Origin of the sequence: Brevibacillus choshinensis (assembly GCF_001420695.1) — a bacterium.
Classification (GTDB): Bacteria; Bacillota; Bacilli; order Brevibacillales; family Brevibacillaceae; genus Brevibacillus; species Brevibacillus choshinensis.
In genome coordinates, this window is record NZ_LJJB01000013.1 from 1 (window position 1) to 22,811 (window position 22,811).

The window sequence follows — 22,811 nt, forward strand, 5'->3', positions numbered from 1 at the left end:
CTTAGCTCAGCTGGGAGAGCATCTGCCTTACAAGCAGAGGGTCGGCGGTTCGATCCCGTCAGCNCCCTGTCGCGGGATGGAGCAGCTCGGTAGCTCGTCGGGCTCATAACCCGAAGGTCGCAGGTTCAAATCCTGCTCCCGCAACCAATTTTATTCCTTGTACTTCCTCGAGAAACTTCGAGTTCAAGGAAGATGGGAGTACCCGCAGGGTGCAACCAATTTTATATGGAGCTGTGGTGAAGTTGGAGTTCACGCCGGTCTGTCACACCGGAGGTCGCGGGTTCGAGTCCCGTCAGCTCCGCCATCTTTTTAAAAGATGGCAGGCATTCATAGAAGTGAAAAAATTTACTATTTGTAAAAAGACACTTGATAAACTATGAATGATTTGGTAAAATATATGAGTACGCCGGTATAGCTCAATTGGTAGAGCACCTGACTTGTAATCAGGGGGTTGTGGGTTCAAGTCCTATTGCCGGCACCATTACTGGGGAGATAGCGAAGTGGCTAAACGCGGCAGACTGTAAATCTGCTCCCTCTGGGTTCGGCGGTTCGAATCCGTCTCTCCCCACCAGTTTTATTTTTGAGAGCCATTAGCTCAGTTGGTAGAGCATCTGACTTTTAATCAGAGGGTCGAAGGTTCGAGTCCTTCATGGCTCACCAGTATTTACCCCCATAAAGTACACTGTGTCGATATAGCACATGTTTCGTACGTTCTTGGGACGCAGAAAATTCAAAATGCGGTCGTGGCGGAATTGGCAGACGCGCTAGATTCAGGTTCTAGTGGTGGCAACACCGTGGAGGTTCAAGTCCTCTCGACCGCACCAAAATACTTCACAATTAACATGCGGACGTAGCTCAATTGGTAGAGCGTCGCCTTGCCAAGGCGAAGGTCGAGGGTTCGAGACCCTTCGTCCGCTCCATATGTGCCCTTAGCTCAGCTGGATAGAGCGTTTGACTACGAATCAAAAGGTCGGGAGTTCGAATCTCTCAGGGCACGCCACTTTCTTTCCATTATTAAAATAATGTGGTAAGATTGTATGTATTGAATAGTCGGGAAGTAGCTCAGCTTGGTAGAGTACTTGGCTTGGGACCAAGGGGTCGCAGGTTCGAATCCTGTCTTCCCGACCATGATTTGCCCACCATTTTTTGCTTTGCCGGGGTGGCGGAATGGGCAGACGCAACAGACTTAAAATCTGTCGGGAGTTTCTCCCGTACCGGTTCAAGTCCGGTCCTCGGCACCATCAAAATTACATGCGGGTGTAGTTCAATGGTAGAACCCCAGCCTTCCAAGCTGGTCGCGTGGGTTCGATTCCCATCACCCGCTCCATATGTATAGAACAGGGAGCCATTACGGCACCCTGTTTTTTGTTTCTCACCTCAAAGCTTCCTTTATATGCAGCACAAAAAAGGATCCATGCACCCGTTACAGTACGGTCTGCTCAGATCCCTGGCATGTGTCGAAGTCTGTCTAATTTTTTAAGTGGTAGAAACATATGTTTTCGTGTAGAGTTAGCCTTAGATCGCTTACCAACGCAATCGGTAACGGATCTCTTGCCTCGCCTCCTGATTATCAGGGGGCTTTTTTTGCGTTGATCAGACTTTGGGGAGAGGTTGATCTGCTACAGATTCAATGGGCAGTGATACGATAAAACGGGTGCGCTTCTCATTGGAATCACAATGAATGGTGCCATGATGCTTTTCAATGATATTTTTGCAAATGGACAATCCGATGCCTGTCCCGTTTTGCTTGGTCGTAAAAAACGGTTGAAACAGACTCTCAACAATCTCCGGTGGAATCATTTCTCCGTTGTTCTCCACACTCAAATACAGCCAACCGTCCGAGGATGTGGCGATCACGCTTACAAATTTGTCCGGCCGATACTGTACCGCGTCTATGGCGTTGTTCAGTAAGTTGACGATGACTTGTTTTAGACCTTCTTCATAGCATGCTAGCGAGCAGGGGTGGATTAGTTTTTCAAAGCGTATGTTTTCTCCCAGTAAACGAGGGGTAATGAGCAATTCCACTTCTTCAAACAAGCTTTCTACCTGAACGGTCTTGAAAATTTCATCCAAGATCGGTTTTTTTGAAAAACTCAAGAAACCCGTAAGCTGCCGATGCAAATTCTCGAATTCATGCATGACAACCTGAATGTACGACTGCAATTTAGCCTGTTCCTTTGTGGATTCTCCAATCAGCTTTAGGAATCCTTCGATCGCACATAGCGGATTGCGGAGCTCATGGGCCATGTTTGCTGCTATTTTACCGAGCATCGTCAATTTGTCGTTGTGTAAGTACGATATGGTTTCTTCCTTTTGAACCAGCTCTTCGTTCATCATCTGCTCAAAATGATAGACCGCCCAAAAGACACTCTCGTCCATCGCTTTCCCGAGCTGGGTCTCCAGATAAAGCATATCTGAAGGGGACAAAGACCATTTGTGCAGTTCAGGTTGAAGAACCCGCCAAAATACATTTCGATACAGCTGATACGTACGCAAAATGGAGGAGAAGGGGAATTCCTGCGAGCGCAGCCACTCTCCCATATCCAGTGACCAAGTCTGCATGTCTTGATCCACATTTTCCACTAGATAACGAGCTAAGAGCGCCGTACGCTTTTCCGCAAAATCGCGGGGGATTGTTACAGGGATTTCCATGCTGCGAACAATTTCTTGCATCCACAACGTGGTAATACTTGGTGCCATATCTAAAATTTTCCTAGAAACATTAAAAAGGTTAAGCGTCACGGTCTCCACCATCTCTTATCCACCCCATTAAAATCGTAAAGGAAAAGGGTACGGTAAGACAAGGTATAATTCTCCTAATTTCGCAATAAAATGTTTTTTTATGGAAGTTTTTATCTACAAAATCCGCTAAAAAAATCCTTATTTCGGAAAAATCTTCAATCATGAGTCCGATTCTAGTCGCATAAAGTAGAATGGACAGACTTTGGTGGACCAGGGGAGGCAGAGATGGAAGAGCATTTTTGGCTGGGACTGGTGCATATCTTTATGATTGACCTTGTCTTGAGCAGCGACAATGCGGTTGTAATTGGGATGGCCTGCCGGGGGTTATCACGTAAAGAGAGAACGCGAGCCGTCATGTATGGGACATTGGGAGCTATTTTTTTGCGTATTTTACTGACAAGCTTGACAACCTGGATGCTTGATATCCCCCTGGTTAAGGCGATAGGCGGGTTTTTATTGCTGTGGATAGCATGCAAGCTGATGCTAGGAGAAAACGAAGATTTGGCAGATGTTTCACGCAACCAGACAGTTGGTCAGGCGGTGCGAACAATCATATTGGCAGATTTTGTAATGAGTCTGGACAACGTTTTGGCGGTTGGCGGTGCAGCTCATGGCGATTTATGGCTAGTCATGCTCGGGCTCCTGATGAGCATACCGCTACTTATGTGGGGGAGCGCCTGGGTAGCACGGCTCATGAACCGCTTCAGCTGGCTCGTCATCGTCGGAGGAGGCATACTCGCTTTTACAGCCGTTGAAATGTGTCTGGAAGATCCGTACATATGGAAATGGATCAATCCGTTTATGCTCAATCATATGTGGCTACCGGTCATTGTTGCTGCTCTCGTCATGCTGTGGGCTCGCATAAAAAGGGCGTAAAACGGTAATGAGGGTACCGTATTCTTGGGCATACTACAAAGAAAACATGTCCAGAAAGGATCCGGATGCAGATGAATTCGAGCCTCTTGATGCTCTGGGGGTTGTGGGACGACGTTTATCAGCGCTGCACGCGGCTTAGGTACATTGAAAAGGGAGCCAACATCTTCCGAGTAGTTCCACTGCGATATCGAGGTGAGACACTGGTCACATCGGACAATCAAAAGATTTACAACGGTGATCTCATTGTAAAGATACATATCCATAACTATTACTTTGCGACGCTATGCAAAGGGGTCAAGGACGATCTGCGGCTCGCCTTGCTTCTTCGGCGCCACATTATGCTCTCTTTGCCCAAGTTGGCAGCTTACTTGGAGACAATGGCGGAACGGGAAAGCATCAAAGGGATCGTCGGTACGACAATGCTGCACAAAGGTGTCCAGCCTTTGGGCTTTTCGATCTCGGATGTGCCCATGAACTGGTTTTTCCGCTACAAACGCTGGTACTTACGCCTACTCTTACGAATAATACACCCCGATGGTAAGCGTCGCGTGCAGACATGGAATCATGAAATGCCCTTGAAACGTGTGTACATGTCCAAGGAAGCATTGCTGGAGCGCTATGGCACCAACCAGTCACCTACAGGAGATTTACTCTAATGGGGAAACGATTTCTGTTAGTGACGGAAGAATGGGCTGGCAGCGGCCACCGAATGGCTGCTCAGGCTCTTGCAGAGGAATTGCGAGCAAGACCAGGTTCTGAGTCCACACGAGTCGTAGGAGGATTAGAGACGGCCAGTCCTGCTTTACGGGAGCTGTCCCGTTTTTTTTATCTGGGGATGTTGCGATATGCACCACCTCTCTGGCAGCGCCTCTATGAACAGGAGAAAATATGGAGTACGACATTGAGAAAGCCGCTGGGTTGGTGGCTTTCTTTGAAATTGACTCATGAACTACTAATAGAAGAACAGCCTGATGTAGTCATCGCGACTCATGCATATTGCTTGTCAGCCTTGGCACTCGCCAAGCAAAAAATGGACAAGCCTTTTCATCTCGTTAGCGTACCGACGGATTACCATATCAATCACTTTTGGGTACATCCACAAATCGATTCGTACATCGTTGCCCACGAGCAACTGGCAGCCGTTCTGACGAATAAGTACCAGGTGAGTGCTGACAAAATTCATGTTCACGGAATTCCGGTGCGCCCTGCGTTTCATGAAGCAGGAAAAAGGGACAAGCCTGGCTGGCGAACCAAGCTCGGCTTATCACTCGATCGTTTTACGGTGCTGGTGAGTGGAGGAGAAGGAGGGTACGGTGGAATCCAGGAGATGCTATACGAGCTGATAAAGATCCAGACTCCCCTGCAGATCATCGTAATCACTGGAAAAAATGCCAAACTGCAGATGCAGCTAGAAGCGTGGATACGACTGGAAACGAGCCAGCACCACGTCGTTTTCATTAAAGGCTACGAACCGCAGATGTGGCAATGGATAGGGGCAGCAGATGTGTATATCTCAAAGCCAGGGGGGATTAGCTGCGCTGAGGCATTGGCATTAAGGACTCCCCTCATCTTATATCGGCCACTGCCTGGTCAGGAGAGACGAAACAGTGCTTTTTTCATGCAGAATGAAGCTGCAGTCATAGTGGAGCGTCCTGAGGAAATTCATGAGGTCATAAACCGATTGAGAATCAGAGAGCAGTGGGAAAGGGTCATTGAGAAAATGGAGTCTTTGCGTCGACCTGAGGCAGCTTATCGAACCGCAGAATATCTGCTGGGGTTATAAAGTAATAAATTGGAATTGAAAATAATTCTTTTGACACGAATGAACTTCTCTTCCTTCACACATATTAAACCTACCAACGACGAGGAGGTGATATAGATGGCTAACAACAACAGATCCAGTAACAATCTGGTGGTACCACAAGCGAATCAAGCTTTGGACCAACTGAAATACGAAATCGCTTCTGAATTCGGCGTTCAGCTTGGACCTGACACCACTTCCCGTCAAAACGGTTCGGTTGGTGGAGAGATTACAAAACGTCTTGTCTCCTTCGCTGAACAGCAATTGGCTGGACGTGGCTAATTGAATAAGCTGGATGGGGAAAGGCACCTGCGGGTGTCTTTCCTTTTTGAACGTATAAGAAATCATCTGCAGATTGGCTGAAAAAGGAGGAAGAAGGATGCCAGACTGGCTTAACATAACACTTCGCTCGATAGGGGCATTGATCTATTTGTTTCTCCTCACCAAATTAATCGGCAAAAGACAAATTCGGCAGCTTACCTACATCGAATACATAGTTGGGATTACCGTTGGTTCCATCGCAGCATTTATGGCAACGGAGATGGATGGGCCCATTTATCACAGCCTCATTTCCCTCACGATTTTTGCAGCTTTCCCGGCGTTGAGTGAATGGCTTTCTCTGAAAAGCAAATGGTACCGTGATATTATGGAAGGGAAATCGACGATCGTCGTTCAGGACGGAAAGATTCTGGAAAACAATCTCGCGAAAGAGAAGCTGACCTCCGAGGATTTATTGGAGCAGCTGCGCGTGAAGAATGTATTTCGTGTAGCTGATGTAGAATTTGCCATGATGGAAACGAGCGGGGAATTGACTGTGCTATTAAAATCGGATCAACAGCCTGTCACACCAGGACAGCTTGGTCTCAATGTGGCACCAGCTAAAATGCCTCAAACGATCATTATGGATGGAAAAATCATGCCGAAACCATTGGCTACCATCGGAAAAAACCAAGTATGGTTGGAAACACAACTGAAGAAAAGAAGAACGACAGTAGAAGATGTGTTTCTCGGTCAAGTCGACGAAACTGGAAATCTCTACCTTGACTTTGTGAGTGATGCGGGTAGCAACAAGAAGAAGCCGCAAATTCAGGAAACATATGAAACGCTTAAGCAATGTCTTCAGGATCTTGAGCAGCAAGCGAATGCGGAACAAAACTCGAAGCTGCAGCAAAAATACAAAGATAATGCAACCAAGCTTGAGGAAATTTTGAAACAGATTCAGCCTCAATACAAGCATTGAAGGATGCGCAGCTGAGGTTCTTCCGAGGAATCGATTGGCGGATCTGGTAAAATACTTGAATTGAACCTTCTTTCGCCAGCTTGTAGAATGTGTGCGTAAGGAGGGGACGGTTTTATGTGGTTGAACAAAAAGACGCTGATTACCCTGCTGCTGGCAATCCTAGCCGTAGCAAGTGTTATGCCTACGGAGTCGTTTGCCGCTACGCAGCTGCAACGAGGGAGCGTAAGCGGTGATGTATGGGATTTGCAATATCGCTTGCAAATGCTCGGTTACTACAAAGACAATCTGGATGGCACATACGGTAGCAATACGAGCAATGCTGTCAAACAGTTTCAGAGAAATTACGGACTGGCCGCAGATGGTGTAGTCGGGAACAAAACGTGGAATGTCCTGAAAAAAGTGTCCGTCAATAAGACAGAGATGCAGCTGCTTGCTCAATTAGTTTATTCTGAGGCGCGCGGTGAGAAGTACGAAGGTCAAGTAGCAGTAGCTGCCGTCGCCATGAATCGCCTGCAATCGGGTGATTTTCCGGATACGGTCAAGGGTGTAATTTTTGAGCCGTACGCATTTACAGCGGTAGATGACGGACAGTTTTGGCTGACACCGAATGTAACGGCATATCAGGCTGCGTGGGATGCCGTCAGAGGGTGGGACCCTTCGAACGGTGCTCTGTACTATTTCAATCCAGACACAGCTACATCCAACTGGATTTGGACACGTCCTCAGATTAAAAAGATTGGCAAGCATATTTTCGCCCGTTAACCATACGTGGATGCCCTTGAATCAGGTGAAAGAGAGCCTGGTTCAAGGGCTTTTCTAATCGTTTTTCCAAGTAATTGGGAACAATTGTGCATTGTTTTTAAGCTCTGGTCCGATAAAATGTTATGAAAGATGTGCATATCACTAAATCGGAGGTTGATGATGAGGAAAACACTGATTCTGGCCTCGCTGGTAACCATGATGATCATAGGATCGCCAGTCGTAGAGGCAAAGACGAACGAAACCGAGACTTCTACCACCCCGTACTCAGACGTTGCAGGTCATTGGGCAGAAAAGCAGATTGAACAATTATACATAGCGGGAGCAGTAGGTCAAATGGACGCTTTTCGCCCAGATGACTCTGTGACGCGCGGCGAAATAATTACCATGTTCGTCAAGGCAAAGGGGATTGAACCCGTCAAATTGACACAATCTTCTTTCGCTGATATTCCTGCAGACAACTGGTTGTCACCTTACGCGGAGACAGCTTATCGATTGGGAATAGTTCATGGACAAAAACAAGGCAATCGGGTCTACCTGAATCCGAATCAGCCAGTACATAGAGAAGAGATGGTTTCCATTCTCACCCGTTCAATGGGGCAGAGCGGAGCTGTCAATCAGGTGAAATGGTCGACCACTGTTCAGTCCTTGGCCAAGTATCAGGACGGAGACAGCGTCAAAGAGGATTACCAGCGTCCACTCGTATACGCGTTGGAGAATCGCTTGGTCAGTCCTTACACAGATGGTACCCTCAAACCGCAAACGACGATCACACGGGCAGAAGCGGCTACCTATGCAGCCATGCATCTACTGACGTCTAAGGCAGCGGATCAACAGGCACTTACAAACGGGACAGCCTATCGTGAGAAGCTGACCGTAAAGACTACCGCCTACAGTTATCCGAGTAATTCATCGGTGCTGTCGTATCTCGAATACCCACTACGTAAAGGGGTAGTCGCTGTTGATCCGAATGTGATTCCACTCGGGACTCACTTGTACATCGATGGATATGGCTACGCGGTAGCAGCAGACATCGGCGGAGCTGTTAAACAACGCCATGTAGACTTGTACCTTCCCTCCCTTACTGAGGCACAAGGATATGGGATGAAGCAAGGGGTAAACGTATACATTCTAGATTGATCGTGATCGATGGACATAAATCCCATCTCTTCCACTCATACTATGAGGGAAAGGGTGGGATTTTTTGGTGAGCTGGCTGATTGTGATCGTAATCGTTATGGTCATCTTGTTATTCATTACTCCCGTACAGATCATGCTCTTCTACGGACGGGTCGGAGAAAACGATCATGTCATCGTTGAGCTGTCCGCATGGTTCCGCTTGATTCGCAGAAAGTACGAGATTCCCATGGTATTTCTAAAACAGTCAGAGGCGGGTCCTGAGCTGGTAGCTAAGGTAGAGACAGTTCAGCAAAAAAACAGAACCAAGGAAAAAATAAAGGATCTCACGCGAAAGCAAATGAACAAATGGTATCACAATTACCGTGACCTATTAGAGAAGATCCATGATCTTCAACCAATGTTTAGTCAGTTATTCAAGCGTATACGGTGCACCAAGCTGGATTGGCACACGGTAATGGGAACAGGACAAGCATCCGAGACAGGAGCACTGACCGGAATCATTTGGGGAGTCAAGAGCATGCTCATCGGCGTGATTTCCCACTCTATTTCCTTACGAGTCATCCCCCGTATGAGCGTACAGCCAACATGGAACCAAGCCATGATTCGTACACAGTTTCACTGTGTTCTCCATGTGACTTTGGGACATATCATTGTCGTTGCAGCCAAAATGTATTTTCAGTTGAGAAAAGGTCGAGATCGCAAGTGGCGAACAGCCCCTTCAGAGGCGTAACGCTTGAGGCAGAAATGCTGGCACAAAAAGCTTGCTGTACATGCTTCGAGTTTTTTAGGGCATGTTAACTAATGCGGAAAGATCGAAAGGAGGAAGCGACTTGGCAGACCACCCGATTCAAGGCTTAATGCGAACGGCGATGGAAAATATCAAGCAAATGGTCGATGTGAACACGATCATCGGGGATCCGGTTGAGACGCCGGACGGCAGCGTCATCTTGCCAATCTCCAAAGTGGGTTTCGGGTTTGCGGCAGGGGGAAGTGAATTTCAGTACGATCGTGACCACCCTGGCACGCTAAGTTATCCATTTGGTGGGGGGAGTGGCGGAGGCGTTTCCATCACTCCCGTAGCATTTCTAGTGGTAGGAAAGCAAGGAATTCGCTCTATCCCTCTGGAAAACTCGACGCATCTGTACGATCGAATTCTGGACTCCGTTCCTCAATTCGTGGACAAGATGCAAGCGATGTTTAGTAAAAAAGATGAGACGACGCTTCATTCCACTACGGTGGTGACAAAGGTCGAGGACAATGACCTGGAAGATTTGATGGAGCGGAGCTGACGAGAGCAGCAAAACAAAAACAGGTACGCCATCAATCCGCGGCGTACCTGCTTTTACTTGCGTTAGAACAAGAGGTTGATAAACAATCCGGTGCTGGCTACATGCAAGTAGTGCAGGCTGGATGGGGACAGTGATGCGTACGGCAGTCGGCTGCCTGCATCGTCAAAGGATCGGGAAAAGGAGCCTAGCGGCATGGTTTGGACGCGCAGGGTTTCCTCTCGAAACTGCTTCGCCAACCCTTTCATGGCTTCAGCAAAATCGTCGTAGCGGACTTGTACAGCCTCCAGCCACGTTTGGTCATCCAACTCCATCTGACCATCTGGCAACAGCCTGATGCCGTATTGATTCAGAACGCCTTTTGCAGCTTGAGCGACTCGTTCGAACGTCTCGAGCTTTTGTGTAGCCAAGGATTCCTGTTGTTCGTGAAGAAAGAGCTGCAGACGGTTAAAGGAACTCACCAATCGTCGTGTTTGTTGGAGCAAGCGTTCTGTAGCAGGTGAAACGGTGATCGATACCGTATCTCTTCCCGCTTGTAGCATCGACACGCGTACCTCACCGTTTCCGATGGTGATCTGGTTATCGGAAGAGTAGTGCAGGGATCCATCGAGAAGGTATTCGGCATCGCGAGCTGGTGTTTCTACATGCTGGACACCTAGTGCACGTACGCTGTTTCCTTTCTGATCGTGCAAAGAAAAGGAATGATCGGTTCCTGTCCCGCCGCTTTCGATGACGAGAGCTTGCATGCTACCGATAGCATCTACTCGCGGGGATACAGCGGAATGACTCTGGGTGTGTAGAGCGTTTTCTATCCGCTGAATACTCTGCGCGTGGGAATCAGAAGCGTGGGAATAAAACGCGAACGATTCTTCCTGTTCTCCCGTCACAACAGAAAACTGTTGTTGGCCTTCCGACACAGAAGTAGGGGACGCACTTTCTTTCATTTTCCCTTTGTTGGTCTGAGTTTTTGCCAAGCGGATGATGTCGAGGTGGTACGTGCGTGATTTGGCACGTGCATGTGCCTCTGCCGTCGCGGCCTCAGGATCTGAGCTGATCGCCAACCGTTCGTTGATCGCACTGTCTTTACGCTCGGGATCGAACTCGCGAGCTGCTTTATCCAGATCAGAGGAGTAGCGATAAAGTCGTGACAACGAATCGGACAGCTCTGTCATCCATTGTTGCTCTCGGGTGTAGAACGGTTGAAGGTTGTAACTGATAATCGGGTCGACAGGGGTGTGCAGTTTCGCCTGAACCATCTGAAAATGGTAGCGACCGACCCGCTGACTGAATGGGATATGGTTGATCCGGTTCACTTTCATACCGGTCACCTCCGTTCACTTTAGTTCTACACCCATTATAGTGGATCTTTATTCCATTTCAATGAGGAGATCTCCGGTCTCAATGGCTTCGCCTGCTTTTACATATACGGACTTAATTTTTCCGTCCATTGGGGCCTGAATGGTTGTTTCCATCTTCATCGCTTCACTAACCAGGAGATGCTCCCCTTTGCGTACCTTGTCACCCTCAGAGACGAGTACCTTTAGCACTTTCCCCGGCATGGAGGCCCCCAAATGAGCCTGGTTCTGCGCATCAGCCTTGCGACGTACTAGCTCACTTACGACGGCAGACTGATCGCGCACGAAGATTTCGCGAGGCTGTCCGTTCAATTCAAAGTAAATGATGCGTCGTCCGTCCGGATGCAGCTCGCCGACAGCGACAAGCTTGATGACGAGTGTTTTGCCTCGCTCGATCGTGATCGCTGTCTCTTCCCCTGGGCGCAGTCCGTAGAAGAAGGTGGAAGTATTCAGAACGGAGAGGTCTCCGTATTCCTTCATGCGTTGATCGTACTGCAGATACACCTGTGGATACATGATGTAGGAGAGGACGTCGAGCTCATTCGGTTCACGGTCGGTTTTATCTACCAGCTCCTTCGCCACTTGCGTAAAGTTGATCGGAGCGAGCAATTCACCCGGGCGAGCTGTGAAGGCATCGCGACCTTTCAAGACGAGCTCTTGCAATGGTTTCGGGAACCCGCCTGGCGGTTGACCCAGATATCCTTGGAAGAACTGAATGACCGAATCTGGGAAGTCGAGTCGTGCGCCTTTCTCCCAGATGTTTTCTTCCGTGAGATTGTTCTGCACCATAAACAACGCCATGTCTCCTACTACCTTGGAAGAAGGGGTTACCTTCACGATATCCCCGCACATCTGGTTGACGACGGCATACATTTGTTTGACTTCTTCCCAGCGTCCTTCCAATCCGACTGCTTTGGCTTGCTGCTCCAGATTAGTGTACTGACCACCTGGCATTTCGTGAACATACACCTCTGTGTTGCTCGCTTTCATGCCACTTTCAAAACCTTGGTAGTACGGGCGGACATCTTCCCAATAGTCCGAGAGTTTGTTAAAGGATTCGAGGGAGAGCTTACTGTCTCGCTCGGTGTGTGACAGACTGGCGATCAGACCGTTCAGACTAGGCTGGGAAGTCAGACCAGACATCGAGCTGACGCACGCGTCTACAATATCTACACCTGCTTCGATTGCTTTGAGGAGCATTGCTGCGCCATTTCCGGACGTGTCGTGTGTGTGCAGGTGAATCGGGATTCCAACCTCCTGCTTTAGGGCACGTACTAGCTCATAGGCTGCGTAAGGCTTCAACAAACCTGCCATGTCTTTAATCGCGAGGATATGAGCACCGGCTTTTTCCAATTGCTTCGCCAGCTCGACGTAGTAGGCTAGCGTGTATTTGGTTTTCGATGGATCGAGAATGTCACCTGTATAGCAGATCGAGGCTTCCGCAATTTTACCGGTGTCACGGACAGCTTCGATGGCTGTTTGCATGCCTGGCAGCCAGTTCAAGCTGTCAAAGATACGGAATACGTCAATGCCATTTTCAGCAGATGCCTTGACGAAGGAGTGGATGACATTATCCGGGTAGTTTGTATAGCCAACAGCGTTTGCCCCTCGCAAGAGCATTTGGAACAAGACGTTCGGAATGCGTTGACGCAAGATTTGCAATCGTTCCCACGGCGATTCCTGCAAAAAGCGCATCGAAGTGTCAAAGGTAGCGCCACCCCACATTTCCAGGGAGAAGAGCCCGGCTCCTAGCTTGCCAGTCGCTTCAGCCACGGAGGCAAGGTCGTACGTTCGCACACGCGTCGCAAACAACGATTGGTGAGCGTCGCGAAACGTCGTATCTGTAATGAGCACCTGTTTCTGATCCTGAATCCACCTTACGAGTCCATCAGCACCATCGCGATCCAGGATTTGTTTGGTGCCTTCCGGATAAGGCTGGCTAAATGGCGTACGTGGGATGCGCGGTGAATCGAAATGTGGTTTTTTCTCAGGCTTGCCGAGACCCGGATACCCATTGACAATCGTATTCCCGATGTAGGAAAGTAATTTCGTCCCCCTGTCTTGTCGACCAGGGAAAATAAATAGCTCCGGCTTTGTATCAATAAAGGAAGTGTCGTAGCTGCCACTCAGGAAATCGGGGTGAGTCACGACATTTTCCAAGAAAGGCAGGTTGGTCTTCACGCCACGAATCCGGAATTCGCGCAAAGTCCGCAGCATTTTGCGAGCAGCTTGATCAAAGCTTGTGCCATAAGTCGAGATTTTGACCAGAAGCGAATCGTAGAAAGGGGTAATAATCGCGCCAGGGTAGCCGTTTCCACCGTCGAGACGTACGCCAAAGCCACCACCGGTACGCCACGCCAAGAGTCGTCCTGCATCGGGCAGGAAGTTATTTTCGGCATCCTCTGTGGTCACACGGCACTGGATAGCAAATCCGTTCATCGAGATATCATCCTGAGAGGCAATGCCGATCTCCTCATCAGAGAGAACATGTCCTTCGGCGACGCGGATCTGTGCTTGTACGATATCAATCCCTGTGATCAGTTCGGTAATGGTATGCTCAACCTGGATACGTGGGTTTACTTCAATAAAATAAAAACGTTTGTCAGGTGTGAGCAAGAACTCGACAGTACCGGCATTGGAGTAGCCTGCTTTTTGCATCAAGGTTAGGGCTGATTGGCATATTTCATTTCGCAAAGCATCGTCGAGAGACAAGCTAGGTGCGACTTCGACTACTTTTTGATGACGGCGTTGCACGGAGCAATCGCGTTCGTAGAGGTGAACGATGTTGCCGTGGTTGTCACCCAGGATTTGAACTTCGATGTGCTTCGGTTGCTCGAGGTAACGCTCCAAATATACTTTTGCATTTCCAAACGACGAACGCGCTTCAGAGCGGGCGCGATCGAGGGAATCCTGCAGCTCGTCTTGACTGCGGACGATGCGCATGCCGCGACCGCCACCGCCAGAAACTCCTTTAATAATGATCGGATAGCCATGCTCCTTGGCAAAGAGGAGGGCTTCCTGCAGCGTTTCAATAGGCTCAGGTGTTCCAGGGATGACTGGAATGTTCGCTTCGATTGCGAGGCGTCTCGCTTCGACCTTGTCGCCAAACCTTTCAATCAGCTCTGGTGATGGACCGATAAAGATAATCCCTTCATCTTGACAGCGTTGGGCAAACTCTGCATTTTCTGCGAGGAAGCCGTAGCCTGGGTGAATCGCATCGATGTCGTTGCGCTTGGCAATTTCGATGATGCTTTCGATGTCTAGATAGGCTTCGATAGGTCCTTTTCCGGCACCTACCAAATAGGACTCGTCCGCTTTGAAACGATGAATCGAGACGTTATCCTGCTCAGAGTAAATCGCAACAGTACGGATTCCTAGCTCGGTAGCGGCACGGAAGATTCGGATGGCGATCTCTCCACGGTTGGCAACCAGTAAACGATTAATTTTTCTCTTTTGCATGGTTTCTCTCCCCTTTTGTCGCTTGTAAGAAACAATTGAAAAAAGTATATATAATTACAATATACAAAATATTCTCTAAGCAAAACAGCCTTTTTTCCCAGTATCTGAATCTGATAGAAAGATGGAGTGGTTATTTGTGAGACAGATGATACCCGTGTTTGTGTACGGCACACTTTTAGAGGGATTTCAAAACCACGGTTTATATGTAAAACCTTACCAACATCAAGCCATTCCTGCCAAAATCAAAGGCGAAATCTATCATTTGCCCCAGGGCTATCCGGGCTTGCTGGAGGGGACGGATGACGTCATAGGAGCCATTCTCTACTTTTTACCAGAGGAGTACGAGGCTGCTCTGGCTGGGCTGGACGAGCTGGAAACGTATTTCGGGCCGAATGATCCACGAAACGAATACGACCGTATCAAGGTGACTGCAGTCCTATTACATACAAACGAAGAGATGACTACCTACGTCTATCGCTATCTGGACGAGGAGTATGTCAGGAGTCTGGGATGCCGAGTGCATGATGGGGATTGGCGCAGCTATATGCTAGCTCAGGAAGCTGAATAGCTGGAGGTGCTTTTGCCAAAACTGGTAGGGAAAAGGAGGGATCCCTGCCATGGAACTGTTACATGCGGAACCAGCTCAAATATGGCGTCTGCTCATTCCACCCGGTCAATGGATGTTCCCTGATGAAGTGCCGGAAGACGAACTGATCTTTCATTACCGCGACGATATTTACTTTGTAAATAATGACGGCTCGGTTCTGTCCATGCCAAAGCCCGCTTGCTACGATCTGTTGGATTTGGGCACACTGCTGGAGTATCTGGCGACATCAGATCATACCGTTGATTTTGACGACGAGGGGGAATTTGACTACGGCTTTGTCTTGAAGCGGATGGGTTATATCGTTCCGGTCAGACAAAAAGGGAAGAGGGCGACGTACCAGATCGATATCATTAATACAGCGCTGCCCAAAGCACATACCAATCGTTACGAATTGAAAAATGTTCACTTTGTTTTCGCACTCTATCATGCTTTGATGCGCTGCCATGAGCTGAACGAGAAAACGGATTGGGAGTATGAGCACGAAGTAAAGAGAATAGAAAAGTTGGAATCCAATTCGTCAGAGAAAGTGCAACTGAATCTGTAATTTCTACTATTGGCATAGTGAAAAAAAGCAATTGATAGGGTATGATGAGTAAGTACATATGAATGATTGGTGAGGAGGAAGAAATCATGACAACTGCTGTAGAGCGCCAAGGCGCATTTGTATTCAAAGGTGGCCCTGTTACTTTGTTGGGTCCAGAAATCAAGGTGGGCGATACTGCTCCTGATTTCACTGTAGTAGGTGGCGACCTCGGCCCAGTAACTCTGGCTGATTCCAAAGGAACGGTTCGCATCATCTCCGTAATCCCTTCTATTGACACAGGTGTTTGCGATGCGCAAACTCGTCGTTTCAACGAAGAAGCAGCGAAACTGGATGGTGTAACTGTCCTGACTGTGTCCGTTGACCTGCCATTCGCGCAAAACCGTTGGTGCGGTGCTGCTGGTATCGACAAAGTGAAAACTGTGTCTGACCACAAAGACCTGTCCTTTGGTACTGCGTATGGCGTAGCCATCAAAGAATTCCGCCTCTTGTCCCGCGCAGTATTTGTAATCGACGCGAACGACAAAGTGGTACACGCTGAGTATGTTGCGGCTGCTGGTGAGCATCCAAACTACGAAGCTGCGATCGCTGCTGCACAAGCTGCGAAGTAAGCTCAAATCGCTGAAAATGAAATGACCAAGCCCTCTTCGTCTATTGGACGAACGAGGGTTTTTTCATGGATAGGCAGAGCTCGACGAAGATGCTAAGCTTGTTGTAATCCAAAAAGGTAGGAGTGGTTGGGATGTTTTTTGAAATTCATAAAGACATTCCACGCGAAGGTCCTGGGAACAACGAGAGTACGAGAAGAGCCTTTCACATGCTGACCGATCTTACCGTACATCCGCACGTTCTCGATGTGGGCTGCGGACCAGGTATGCAGACAAAAGAACTCGCCAACTTGACGGACGGTACCATTACGGCTCTCGATCGTCATGCACCGTTTCTGCAAAAGCTGGATGCTTGGATCGCGGAGAATGGACTCACGAAGAAGATCAAGACCGTACAAGGCGACATGTTCGACCTCCCTTTTGAGGAACAGAGTATGGATTTGATCTGGTCAGAAGGCGCTATTTATATCATTGGGTTTGAACGCGGTCTGCGCGGGTGGAGGAAATTGCTCAAGCCTCGTGGTTATCTGGTACTGGTAGTCTCAGAATTGACATGGTTAAAGGAAGAGCGCCCGTCTGAGATAGAGGCCTTTTGGATGGAAAACTACCCGGGGATCAAATCGGCCGTGGCAAACGAGGGGATCGCAGAGCATGCTGGCTATCAACTCATCAACCATTTTACGCTGCCCGAAGCAGGCTGGTGGGAATACTACAGACCGCTCGAACAGCGGGTCGAGATGCTTCGTGAGCAGTTCCCTGGCCAAGTGAACATGCTGGACGCACTGGATGAGACACAGAGAGAAATCGAATTGTACAAAAAGTATAGCGCCTATTACGGTTACACGTTCTACATTTTGCAGCGACAAGATCGGGAATAAAAAGCTCAAACATAGACGCTCAGCCCACTCGAGGGTAGGGCGTTTTTCTTTGTGAAGCCAGCGAAGGAGCCCAAACTCCTCGTGTTGGAAAAAAGTGTATTGACGAATTTGTAACCAGTGGTTATATTATAACCATCGGTTAGTTTCCGGTGGTTAGTAAATGCTTCATCAATATCGGCTAGGAGAGTTCATGACATGGTAAGCAAACAGGAAATGAGATCCGAAGAAACCAAAAAGGCTATTTTAACAGCGGCTGCCGAGTTGTTTTCCGTAAAAGGCTTTGATGCGGTATCCATCCGCGAGATCGCTAAGGCAGCAGGATGCTCGCATACGACACTGTACATTTACTTTAAAGACAAGGAAGCCCTGCTTCACCAGCTGTCTGTAGAGCCTTTGCAAGCTCTGCAGCAGCAGATGGAGAACGTCTTGTCTCAGCACAGCCTTTCTCCCGAAGACCAATTGAAGAAGGTCAGTACGCAGTTCATTGAGTTTTGCTTGCTCCATCGTACGATGTACACGTTGTTCTTTATAGTGAAGGCGTCTCGAATTGATGTAGAAGCCGAACCGTCAACGGAGCTGCAAAAGCTGCGTACGAAGCTTTTCGGGACCTTGAGACTGGCACTGCTGCAATGCCTTCCAGCAGGAGGAAAGGAAGAACAAGTGCTCGCATTCGCACGCATCTACTTTTATACCTTGCATGGAATCATCGGGACGTACACGCAATCAGAGGAAACGATGGAGCAGTTGAAGGAAAGGCTGGCCTCGACTTTTGAAATGTCGGTCGAGGTCGTGCTCGCGGGAAGTAAACAAATGATGGACAGAGGAGAGGGTTAACGATGAAAGTAGAACAAATCTCTCAGCACATTTGGAGTCTGCATACTTGGATGGTCATTCCTCTTCGTGTCTGGGTCGTGGTGGAGCCAGATGGCGTCACGCTGGTGGACGCAGGAATACCTTTTATGGCAAAAGGAATTCTTTCTTTTATCGATCAGCTGAACGCAGGACCACTGAAGCAAATTTTACTGACGCACGGACACTCTGATCACGTGGGGGCAGTGAAGCGCATATTGGCGAACAGGAAAGCTCCGGTGTACGCCCATGAGATCGAAATACCTTATTTGGAAGGAAAGCTTGCATATCCTCGTCGTAAAAAGGCGGAGGTTACGGTGACGCCGGGAGTCGTGCAGCCACTTCGGGCAAAGGAAGAGGGAGGCCTTGCGACTACTGCAGGACTGACGCCTTATCTCACGCCAGGTCATTCTCCTGGCCACGTAGTCTACTATCATGAAGCCGATCAAGTGATGTTAGCAGGTGATTTGTTTACGTCGAAGGCGGGGAGGCTGCACAAGCCGATGCCGATGTTTACTGCCGATATGGCAGAAGCATTGAAGAGCAGTCTGATCTTACGGGAACTTCAGCCAGTTCATTTGGAGGTATGCCACGGAAAGCCTGTAAAGAATCCAGCGGAACATCTGGAAGAGTATTTACAAGCAACAGCAGCGGCGCATGCGATTCCAAGAAGTGTGTGATCGGGTTCCATAATAAGACAAGTCGGGTGTAACATCCCGGCTTTTTTTGCGTCTTAGTACAGAGGTGATTGCATGAAAAATGTTGGAATCATTCGAATTTGTCTAGCTGCCACTGTATTGCTGACAGGCTGTCAGTTCTGGCAGACGAATCAATCCACCAACAAGCAACTCCCCGCACCACCCGATCCAGTGATTTCCTGGAAAGGCCAATCAGCTGTCACCATCCCCACGTCGTCCTGCTGGCACTATGAGGATCAAGGAGTGTGCACAGATACAGCAGCCCCTCCAGAGATCGTTGGCGAAAAAAAGCCCAAGGCGCTCTCTGTCCAACCGGGAGCGACCCTCACCGTGACGTTTCCCCAACCACCTATCGAAAAATCGTTGCGCGTCACACAATGGCTAGGAATTGATCAGATCGAGCAATTGCTGGAGAACGGCAATGAATGGAAAGCACCGAATGAGCCTGGCTGGTACTTGTTTGATGTCCGCGGTCAATGGGATCAAGGAGATGCGGGACATGCCTTCGTGATTGAAGTGAGAGAGCCGCGACTGTAACTGGCTGCGTTGTCTGCGGACTTTTCTCTGGTCTTTTTGGTATACTGACATCAGGTATGATCCAAAGGAGAGACAACATGTTAGAAGAGTTGATACGTTTTACTGCAGACGAAGCGGATGCAGGGCACACAGTTCGAGATGTGCTGCAAAAGCGATATGGAGTGTCCCGCCGCTTGCTGATTCGGGCGAAGTTCAAAGGCTTGATTACCCGCAACGGACAGCTGGTGTTCGTCAACGAAAAGCTGCAGGCAGGAGACGAGATTGCGGTCATGGTCAGCGAGGATGCGGAAGAAACCGTGGCTCCAGAAGATATGCCGTTGACGATCCGTTACGAAGATGATGATTTGATGGTGATCGCGAAACCTTCTGGCTTGGTCGTACACCCAACTGGAAATCACGCAGGGGGAACGCTGGCTAATGGAGTAATCGCTTACTGGCAAAAACGGGGGGAACACCGGAGATTTCGGGCAGTGAACCGTTTGGATAAAGATACATCAGGGCTCTTGATCGTCGCTAAAAATCAGTGGGCGCACGAGCAGTTCAGCCGGATGCAGCAGGAGCGTACCTTACACCGCATTTATCAGGCGATCGCAGAAGGTGTGGTTGAATCTGATGAAGGAAAGATCGATGCACCGATCGGACTGGCGGAAGACTCCTTTATTACAAGGCAAGTACGCCCCGATGGCCAGACGGCTGTCACCCATTTTCGTGTGCTCGATCGCGGAAATGGCATGAGTCATCTCGAATTGAAGCTTGATACGGGGCGCACCCATCAGATTCGCGTTCATATGAGCAGCCTGGGGCATCCTTTGGCTGGGGATGACTTGTACGGAGGAAGCCGAGAGTACATCGGCAGACAAGCGTTGCACGCATCCCGGCTGTCGTTCATCCATCCGCGCAGTGGTATCAGCATGGAGTTGACGGAGCCCTTGCCTGCGGATATGAGCCATTTGGCAGCTACGTTTTTTACGAAGTAGTGTTTGAAGGAGAAAGGAAAGTGCAAAAGGGTGATTTTTGGCATTTTCTTCTGGAAAAGTGTAAGCGTTTTCGTTATTATGATAGTATTGAATGATTTCCAGACAGTGGAAACAATTGGACGACAGCTGGTTGTCTGCGGGGAGGAATCCACAAGATTTTTTCTCATGTAGCAGACAGGGCCCAGCTTGCGCCTGATGCATGTTTCGGAACGTTTGACAGCGGGGAGACCCCATCTTTGTCATGCAACCGAATCGGCTTAGGGGTGAGCTGGGCTTTTTAGCGTCTTCTGATAAGCGAAAACGGTCTGGGTGGCAAAGGAGTGATACCTCTTGAAACTCGTCTCCTATCGAAAGAACAACGGAGAAGCTTGGCGGGCAGGACTTTATGAAGAGGGCTACATCGTGGAAATGAACCATCTGTTCCCTGACGCTCCTGACACGATCCCTGAATTGCTGGGAGAATGGGAAGTGTGGGGGAAAAGACTGCAGACCGAAGTGGCGAGCAAGAACGGGCAAGGTCAGAGATTGAAGAGAGAGGAAGTCCAGCTGGGTTCGCCTCTCCCTCGCCCTGGCAGCTTTCGCGACTTTTATGCGTTTGAGGCACATGTAAAAACAGCTCGTGCCCAGAGAGGACTAGAAATGGTCCCAGAGTGGTATGAGTTCCCGGTTTTTTACTTCTCCAACGCAGCTGCTTTTTCCGGTCCAGAAGCCGTCATTCGTAGACCCAAAGCGACCCAGTGGCTGGACTATGAACTGGAAGTGGCATGCGTCATTGGAAAAGCGGGGGTGAATATTTCTGTAGAAGAGGCCGCTGAGCATATCGCAGGGTATTGTATCCTCAACGACTGGAGCGCGCGCGACATCCAGAGAGAAGAGGTAAAGGTAGGGCTCGGTCCGGCAAAAGGCAAGGATTTTGCTACCTCGATGGGGCCTTGGCTGGTGACGCCAGATGAGCTGGAAAATGCCAGGATCGCAGGGGAGCGCGGTGACCGCTACGATCTGGCTATGGTCGCCAGAGTGAATGGGGTAGATTATTCGCGGGGCAATTTGAAAGACCTTCACTTTACCTTCGCTGAAATGATCGCCAGGGCTTCTGCTGATTGCATGCTTTACCCTGGTGATGTTATCGGCTCCGGTACGGTGGGAACCGGCTGCATTTTAGAGCTGGGAGCAGAGCGCTATGGCTGGCTGGCTCCCGGGGATGTGGTTGAGCTGGAAGTAGAACGGCTCGGCATTTTGCGAAATCGGATCAGCGAATAGACAGGATAACAGGGAGAAGGGGGAAGTACGATGTCCTTTTATCATCGGATGGGGGAAGTACCAAAAAAGCGGCATACAACCTTTTACAAGCCGAACGGAGAGCTTTTTCGCGAGCAAGTAATGGGGACCAAAGGATTTTCTGGCATACAATCGATCCTGTATCATCACAATCCTCCTACTCAGGTGCGTGCTACACGCAAGTTTGCAGACGTCACACCTGAATTCGTCGAGCAAGATGATTTGAAGCATCAGCATTTCAAAACATTTGATGTTCGTCCTGGAGGCGACCCGATCGGTGGACGCCGATATTTGTTGGGAAACAATGATGTGCTCATGGGGGTTTGTGCACCTACAGAGCCGATGGATTATTTTTATCGTAATGCAGATGGGGATGAAGTCGTCTTTGTCCACGAGGGAGAAGGGGAGCTCCAGACGATATTTGGCACACTGACATACCAGCCGGGAGATTACTTGGTGATTCCGATTGGCACGACGTACCGCATCGTCCCTTCCGTGCAGAGTCGTTTTCTCGTGATCGAGTCGCATAACGAAATCGTGCCACCCAAACGCTACCGCAATGAGCATGGCCAGCTTCTGGAGCATTCCCCCTTTTGCGAGAGGGACATCCGTCTGCCTGAACGATTGGAGACACACGTCGAGAGCGGAGAGTTTGAGGTGCGTGTCAAAAGGCAATCGGTCGTGTACAGCTACCTCTTTGACTTCCATCCGCTAGATGTGGTGGGCTGGGATGGGTATTTGTACCCGTACGCACTTAGCATCCACGATTTTGAACCGATTACAGGGCGCATTCATCAGCCACCGCCTGTACATCAGACGTTTGCAGGCCAAAATTTCGTGATCTGCTCGTTTGTACCGAGGCTGTACGATTATCACCCGCAATCGATACCAGCCCCTTACTTCCACAGCAATGTCGAAAGCGATGAAGTGTTATACTACTTAAAAGGCAATTTCATGAGCAGAAAAGGGATATACGAAGGCTCCATTACGTTGCACCCGATGGGCATCCCGCACGGACCACATCCGGGCAAAATTGAAGGGAGTATCGGCAAAAAAGAAACGAGCGAGCTCGCTGTCATGCTCGATACGTTCCATCCACTGAAGGTGACACGACAGGCACTGGAGGTAGAGGACGGAGCGTATATGACGAGCTGGCTGCCGCCAAGCGAGTAAGAAAGTG

Annotated in this window: 22 protein-coding genes and 11 tRNA genes; 30 read left to right on the plus strand and 3 right to left on the minus strand. The window is 49.1% G+C overall.

Annotated features, from left to right (window positions below; all coding sequences use genetic code 11):
• Window positions 1-70: 70 nt before the first annotated feature.
• The 11 genes from AN963_RS20170 to AN963_RS20220 all read left to right on the plus strand — a co-directional run bounded on the left by AN963_RS20170 (window position 71) and on the right by AN963_RS20220 (window position 1,327).
• Window positions 71-147: transfer RNA gene (locus AN963_RS20170), tRNA-Met, on the plus strand.
• Window positions 148-227: 80 nt separating this feature from the next.
• A tRNA-Asp gene (locus tag AN963_RS20175) sits at window positions 228-304 on the plus strand.
• Window positions 305-405: 101 nt separating this feature from the next.
• Window positions 406-481: transfer RNA gene (locus AN963_RS20180), tRNA-Thr, on the plus strand.
• Window positions 482-486: 5 nt separating this feature from the next.
• A tRNA-Tyr gene (locus tag AN963_RS20185) sits at window positions 487-571 on the plus strand.
• A 13-nt stretch (window positions 572-584) separates the two neighbouring features.
• Window positions 585-660 (plus strand) — tRNA-Lys (locus tag AN963_RS20190).
• 77 nt (window positions 661-737) lie between these two features.
• Window positions 738-824, plus strand: a tRNA-Leu gene (locus tag AN963_RS20195).
• Window positions 825-844: 20 nt separating this feature from the next.
• Window positions 845-920 (plus strand) — tRNA-Gly (locus AN963_RS20200).
• Window positions 921-923: 3 nt separating this feature from the next.
• A tRNA-Arg gene (locus AN963_RS20205) sits at window positions 924-1,000 on the plus strand.
• Window positions 1,001-1,051: 51 nt separating this feature from the next.
• Window positions 1,052-1,128: transfer RNA gene (locus AN963_RS20210), tRNA-Pro, on the plus strand.
• Window positions 1,129-1,153: 25 nt separating this feature from the next.
• Window positions 1,154-1,241, plus strand: a tRNA-Leu gene (locus AN963_RS20215).
• Between the two features lie 12 nt (window positions 1,242-1,253).
• A tRNA-Gly gene (locus AN963_RS20220) sits at window positions 1,254-1,327 on the plus strand.
• 266 nt (window positions 1,328-1,593) lie between these two features.
• On the opposite strand, the gene AN963_RS20225 is transcribed toward AN963_RS20220, so the two are convergent.
• Entirely contained in the window at window positions 1,594-2,754 is a 1,161-nt protein-coding gene (locus tag AN963_RS20225) for a sensor histidine kinase (RefSeq protein ID WP_055746381.1), read from the minus strand.
• Window positions 2,755-2,967: 213 nt separating this feature from the next.
• Here AN963_RS20225 and AN963_RS20230 point away from each other — a divergent pair, with 213 nt between their 5' ends.
• The 9 genes from AN963_RS20230 to ytfJ all read left to right on the plus strand — a co-directional run bounded on the left by AN963_RS20230 (window position 2,968) and on the right by ytfJ (window position 9,847).
• Window positions 2,968-3,618, plus strand: a complete 651-nt coding sequence (locus AN963_RS20230; RefSeq protein ID WP_055746382.1) for a TerC family protein — start codon at window positions 2,968-2,970, stop codon at window positions 3,616-3,618.
• A 71-nt stretch (window positions 3,619-3,689) separates the two neighbouring features.
• Window positions 3,690-4,274 (plus strand): YkoP family protein, encoded by a 585-nt coding sequence (locus AN963_RS20235; protein ID WP_055747801.1) that lies wholly within the window; start codon window positions 3,690-3,692, stop codon window positions 4,272-4,274.
• A complete protein-coding gene (locus tag AN963_RS20240) occupies window positions 4,274-5,401 on the plus strand; it encodes an MGDG synthase family glycosyltransferase (RefSeq protein WP_055746383.1) in 1,128 nt (375 codons plus the stop codon). Before AN963_RS20235 ends, AN963_RS20240 begins: the two co-directional genes overlap by 1 nt.
• Before the next feature lie 96 nt (window positions 5,402-5,497).
• The gene (locus tag AN963_RS20245) at window positions 5,498-5,701 is read left to right on the plus strand and encodes an alpha/beta-type small acid-soluble spore protein (RefSeq protein WP_007717155.1); all 204 of its coding nucleotides are present in this window, start codon (window positions 5,498-5,500) and stop codon (window positions 5,699-5,701) included.
• Between the two features lie 97 nt (window positions 5,702-5,798).
• Window positions 5,799-6,659 carry a DUF421 domain-containing protein gene (locus AN963_RS20250; RefSeq protein WP_055746384.1) on the plus strand — a complete coding sequence of 287 codons (861 nt, stop codon included), beginning with the start codon at window positions 5,799-5,801 and terminating at the stop codon, window positions 6,657-6,659.
• A 114-nt stretch (window positions 6,660-6,773) separates the two neighbouring features.
• Window positions 6,774-7,421, plus strand: a complete 648-nt coding sequence (gene sleB / locus AN963_RS20255; RefSeq protein ID WP_055746385.1) for a spore cortex-lytic enzyme — start codon at window positions 6,774-6,776, stop codon at window positions 7,419-7,421.
• A 159-nt stretch (window positions 7,422-7,580) separates the two neighbouring features.
• On the plus strand, window positions 7,581-8,558 hold the full coding sequence (locus AN963_RS20260; RefSeq protein ID WP_055746386.1) for an S-layer homology domain-containing protein: 978 nt from the start codon (window positions 7,581-7,583) through the stop codon (window positions 8,556-8,558).
• Window positions 8,559-8,625: 67 nt separating this feature from the next.
• Window positions 8,626-9,288, plus strand: coding sequence for a DUF2953 domain-containing protein (locus AN963_RS20265; protein WP_055746387.1), 663 nt, complete (start codon window positions 8,626-8,628; stop codon window positions 9,286-9,288).
• 100 nt (window positions 9,289-9,388) lie between these two features.
• The gene (gene ytfJ / locus AN963_RS20270) at window positions 9,389-9,847 is read left to right on the plus strand and encodes a GerW family sporulation protein (protein ID WP_055746388.1); all 459 of its coding nucleotides are present in this window, start codon (window positions 9,389-9,391) and stop codon (window positions 9,845-9,847) included.
• 62 nt (window positions 9,848-9,909) lie between these two features.
• Here the strand turns inward: ytfJ and AN963_RS32025 are convergent, their stop codons facing one another.
• Both AN963_RS32025 and pyc read right to left on the minus strand, forming a co-directional pair.
• Window positions 9,910-11,163 (minus strand): flagellar cap protein FliD N-terminal domain-containing protein, encoded by a 1,254-nt coding sequence (locus AN963_RS32025; protein ID WP_055746389.1) that lies wholly within the window; start codon window positions 11,161-11,163, stop codon window positions 9,910-9,912.
• A gap of 48 nt (window positions 11,164-11,211) precedes the next feature.
• Window positions 11,212-14,658, minus strand: a complete 3,447-nt coding sequence (gene pyc / locus AN963_RS20280) for a pyruvate carboxylase (protein WP_055746390.1) — start codon at window positions 14,656-14,658, stop codon at window positions 11,212-11,214.
• 145 nt (window positions 14,659-14,803) lie between these two features.
• Between pyc and AN963_RS20285 the strand changes: the two genes are divergently transcribed.
• The 10 genes from AN963_RS20285 (at window position 14,804) to AN963_RS20330 (ending at window position 22,804) form a co-directional block, all read left to right on the plus strand.
• Window positions 14,804-15,226: a gamma-glutamylcyclotransferase family protein gene (locus AN963_RS20285; RefSeq protein ID WP_236708118.1), complete on the plus strand. Its 423-nt coding sequence runs from the start codon at window positions 14,804-14,806 to the stop codon at window positions 15,224-15,226.
• A gap of 49 nt (window positions 15,227-15,275) precedes the next feature.
• Window positions 15,276-15,809 (plus strand): hypothetical protein, encoded by a 534-nt coding sequence (locus AN963_RS20290; protein WP_055746392.1) that lies wholly within the window; start codon window positions 15,276-15,278, stop codon window positions 15,807-15,809.
• An 86-nt stretch (window positions 15,810-15,895) separates the two neighbouring features.
• Window positions 15,896-16,417: a thiol peroxidase gene (gene tpx / locus AN963_RS20295; RefSeq protein WP_055746393.1), complete on the plus strand. Its 522-nt coding sequence runs from the start codon at window positions 15,896-15,898 to the stop codon at window positions 16,415-16,417.
• 131 nt (window positions 16,418-16,548) lie between these two features.
• Window positions 16,549-17,292 (plus strand): class I SAM-dependent methyltransferase, encoded by a 744-nt coding sequence (locus AN963_RS20300; protein WP_055746394.1) that lies wholly within the window; start codon window positions 16,549-16,551, stop codon window positions 17,290-17,292.
• Window positions 17,293-17,487: 195 nt separating this feature from the next.
• On the plus strand, window positions 17,488-18,126 hold the full coding sequence (locus tag AN963_RS20305) for a TetR/AcrR family transcriptional regulator (RefSeq protein ID WP_055746395.1): 639 nt from the start codon (window positions 17,488-17,490) through the stop codon (window positions 18,124-18,126).
• A 2-nt stretch (window positions 18,127-18,128) separates the two neighbouring features.
• Window positions 18,129-18,821 carry an MBL fold metallo-hydrolase gene (locus tag AN963_RS20310; protein ID WP_055746396.1) on the plus strand — a complete coding sequence of 231 codons (693 nt, stop codon included), beginning with the start codon at window positions 18,129-18,131 and terminating at the stop codon, window positions 18,819-18,821.
• A gap of 72 nt (window positions 18,822-18,893) precedes the next feature.
• Window positions 18,894-19,376, plus strand: a complete 483-nt coding sequence (locus AN963_RS20315) for a hypothetical protein (protein WP_055746397.1) — start codon at window positions 18,894-18,896, stop codon at window positions 19,374-19,376.
• Between the two features lie 77 nt (window positions 19,377-19,453).
• A complete protein-coding gene (locus tag AN963_RS20320; protein ID WP_055746398.1) occupies window positions 19,454-20,353 on the plus strand; it encodes an RluA family pseudouridine synthase in 900 nt (299 codons plus the stop codon).
• A 330-nt stretch (window positions 20,354-20,683) separates the two neighbouring features.
• Window positions 20,684-21,613, plus strand: a complete 930-nt coding sequence (locus AN963_RS20325; protein ID WP_055746399.1) for a fumarylacetoacetate hydrolase family protein — start codon at window positions 20,684-20,686, stop codon at window positions 21,611-21,613.
• Between the two features lie 30 nt (window positions 21,614-21,643).
• Window positions 21,644-22,804, plus strand: coding sequence for a homogentisate 1,2-dioxygenase (locus AN963_RS20330; RefSeq protein WP_055746400.1), 1,161 nt, complete (start codon window positions 21,644-21,646; stop codon window positions 22,802-22,804).
• The last annotated feature ends 7 nt before the right edge of the window (window positions 22,805-22,811 follow it).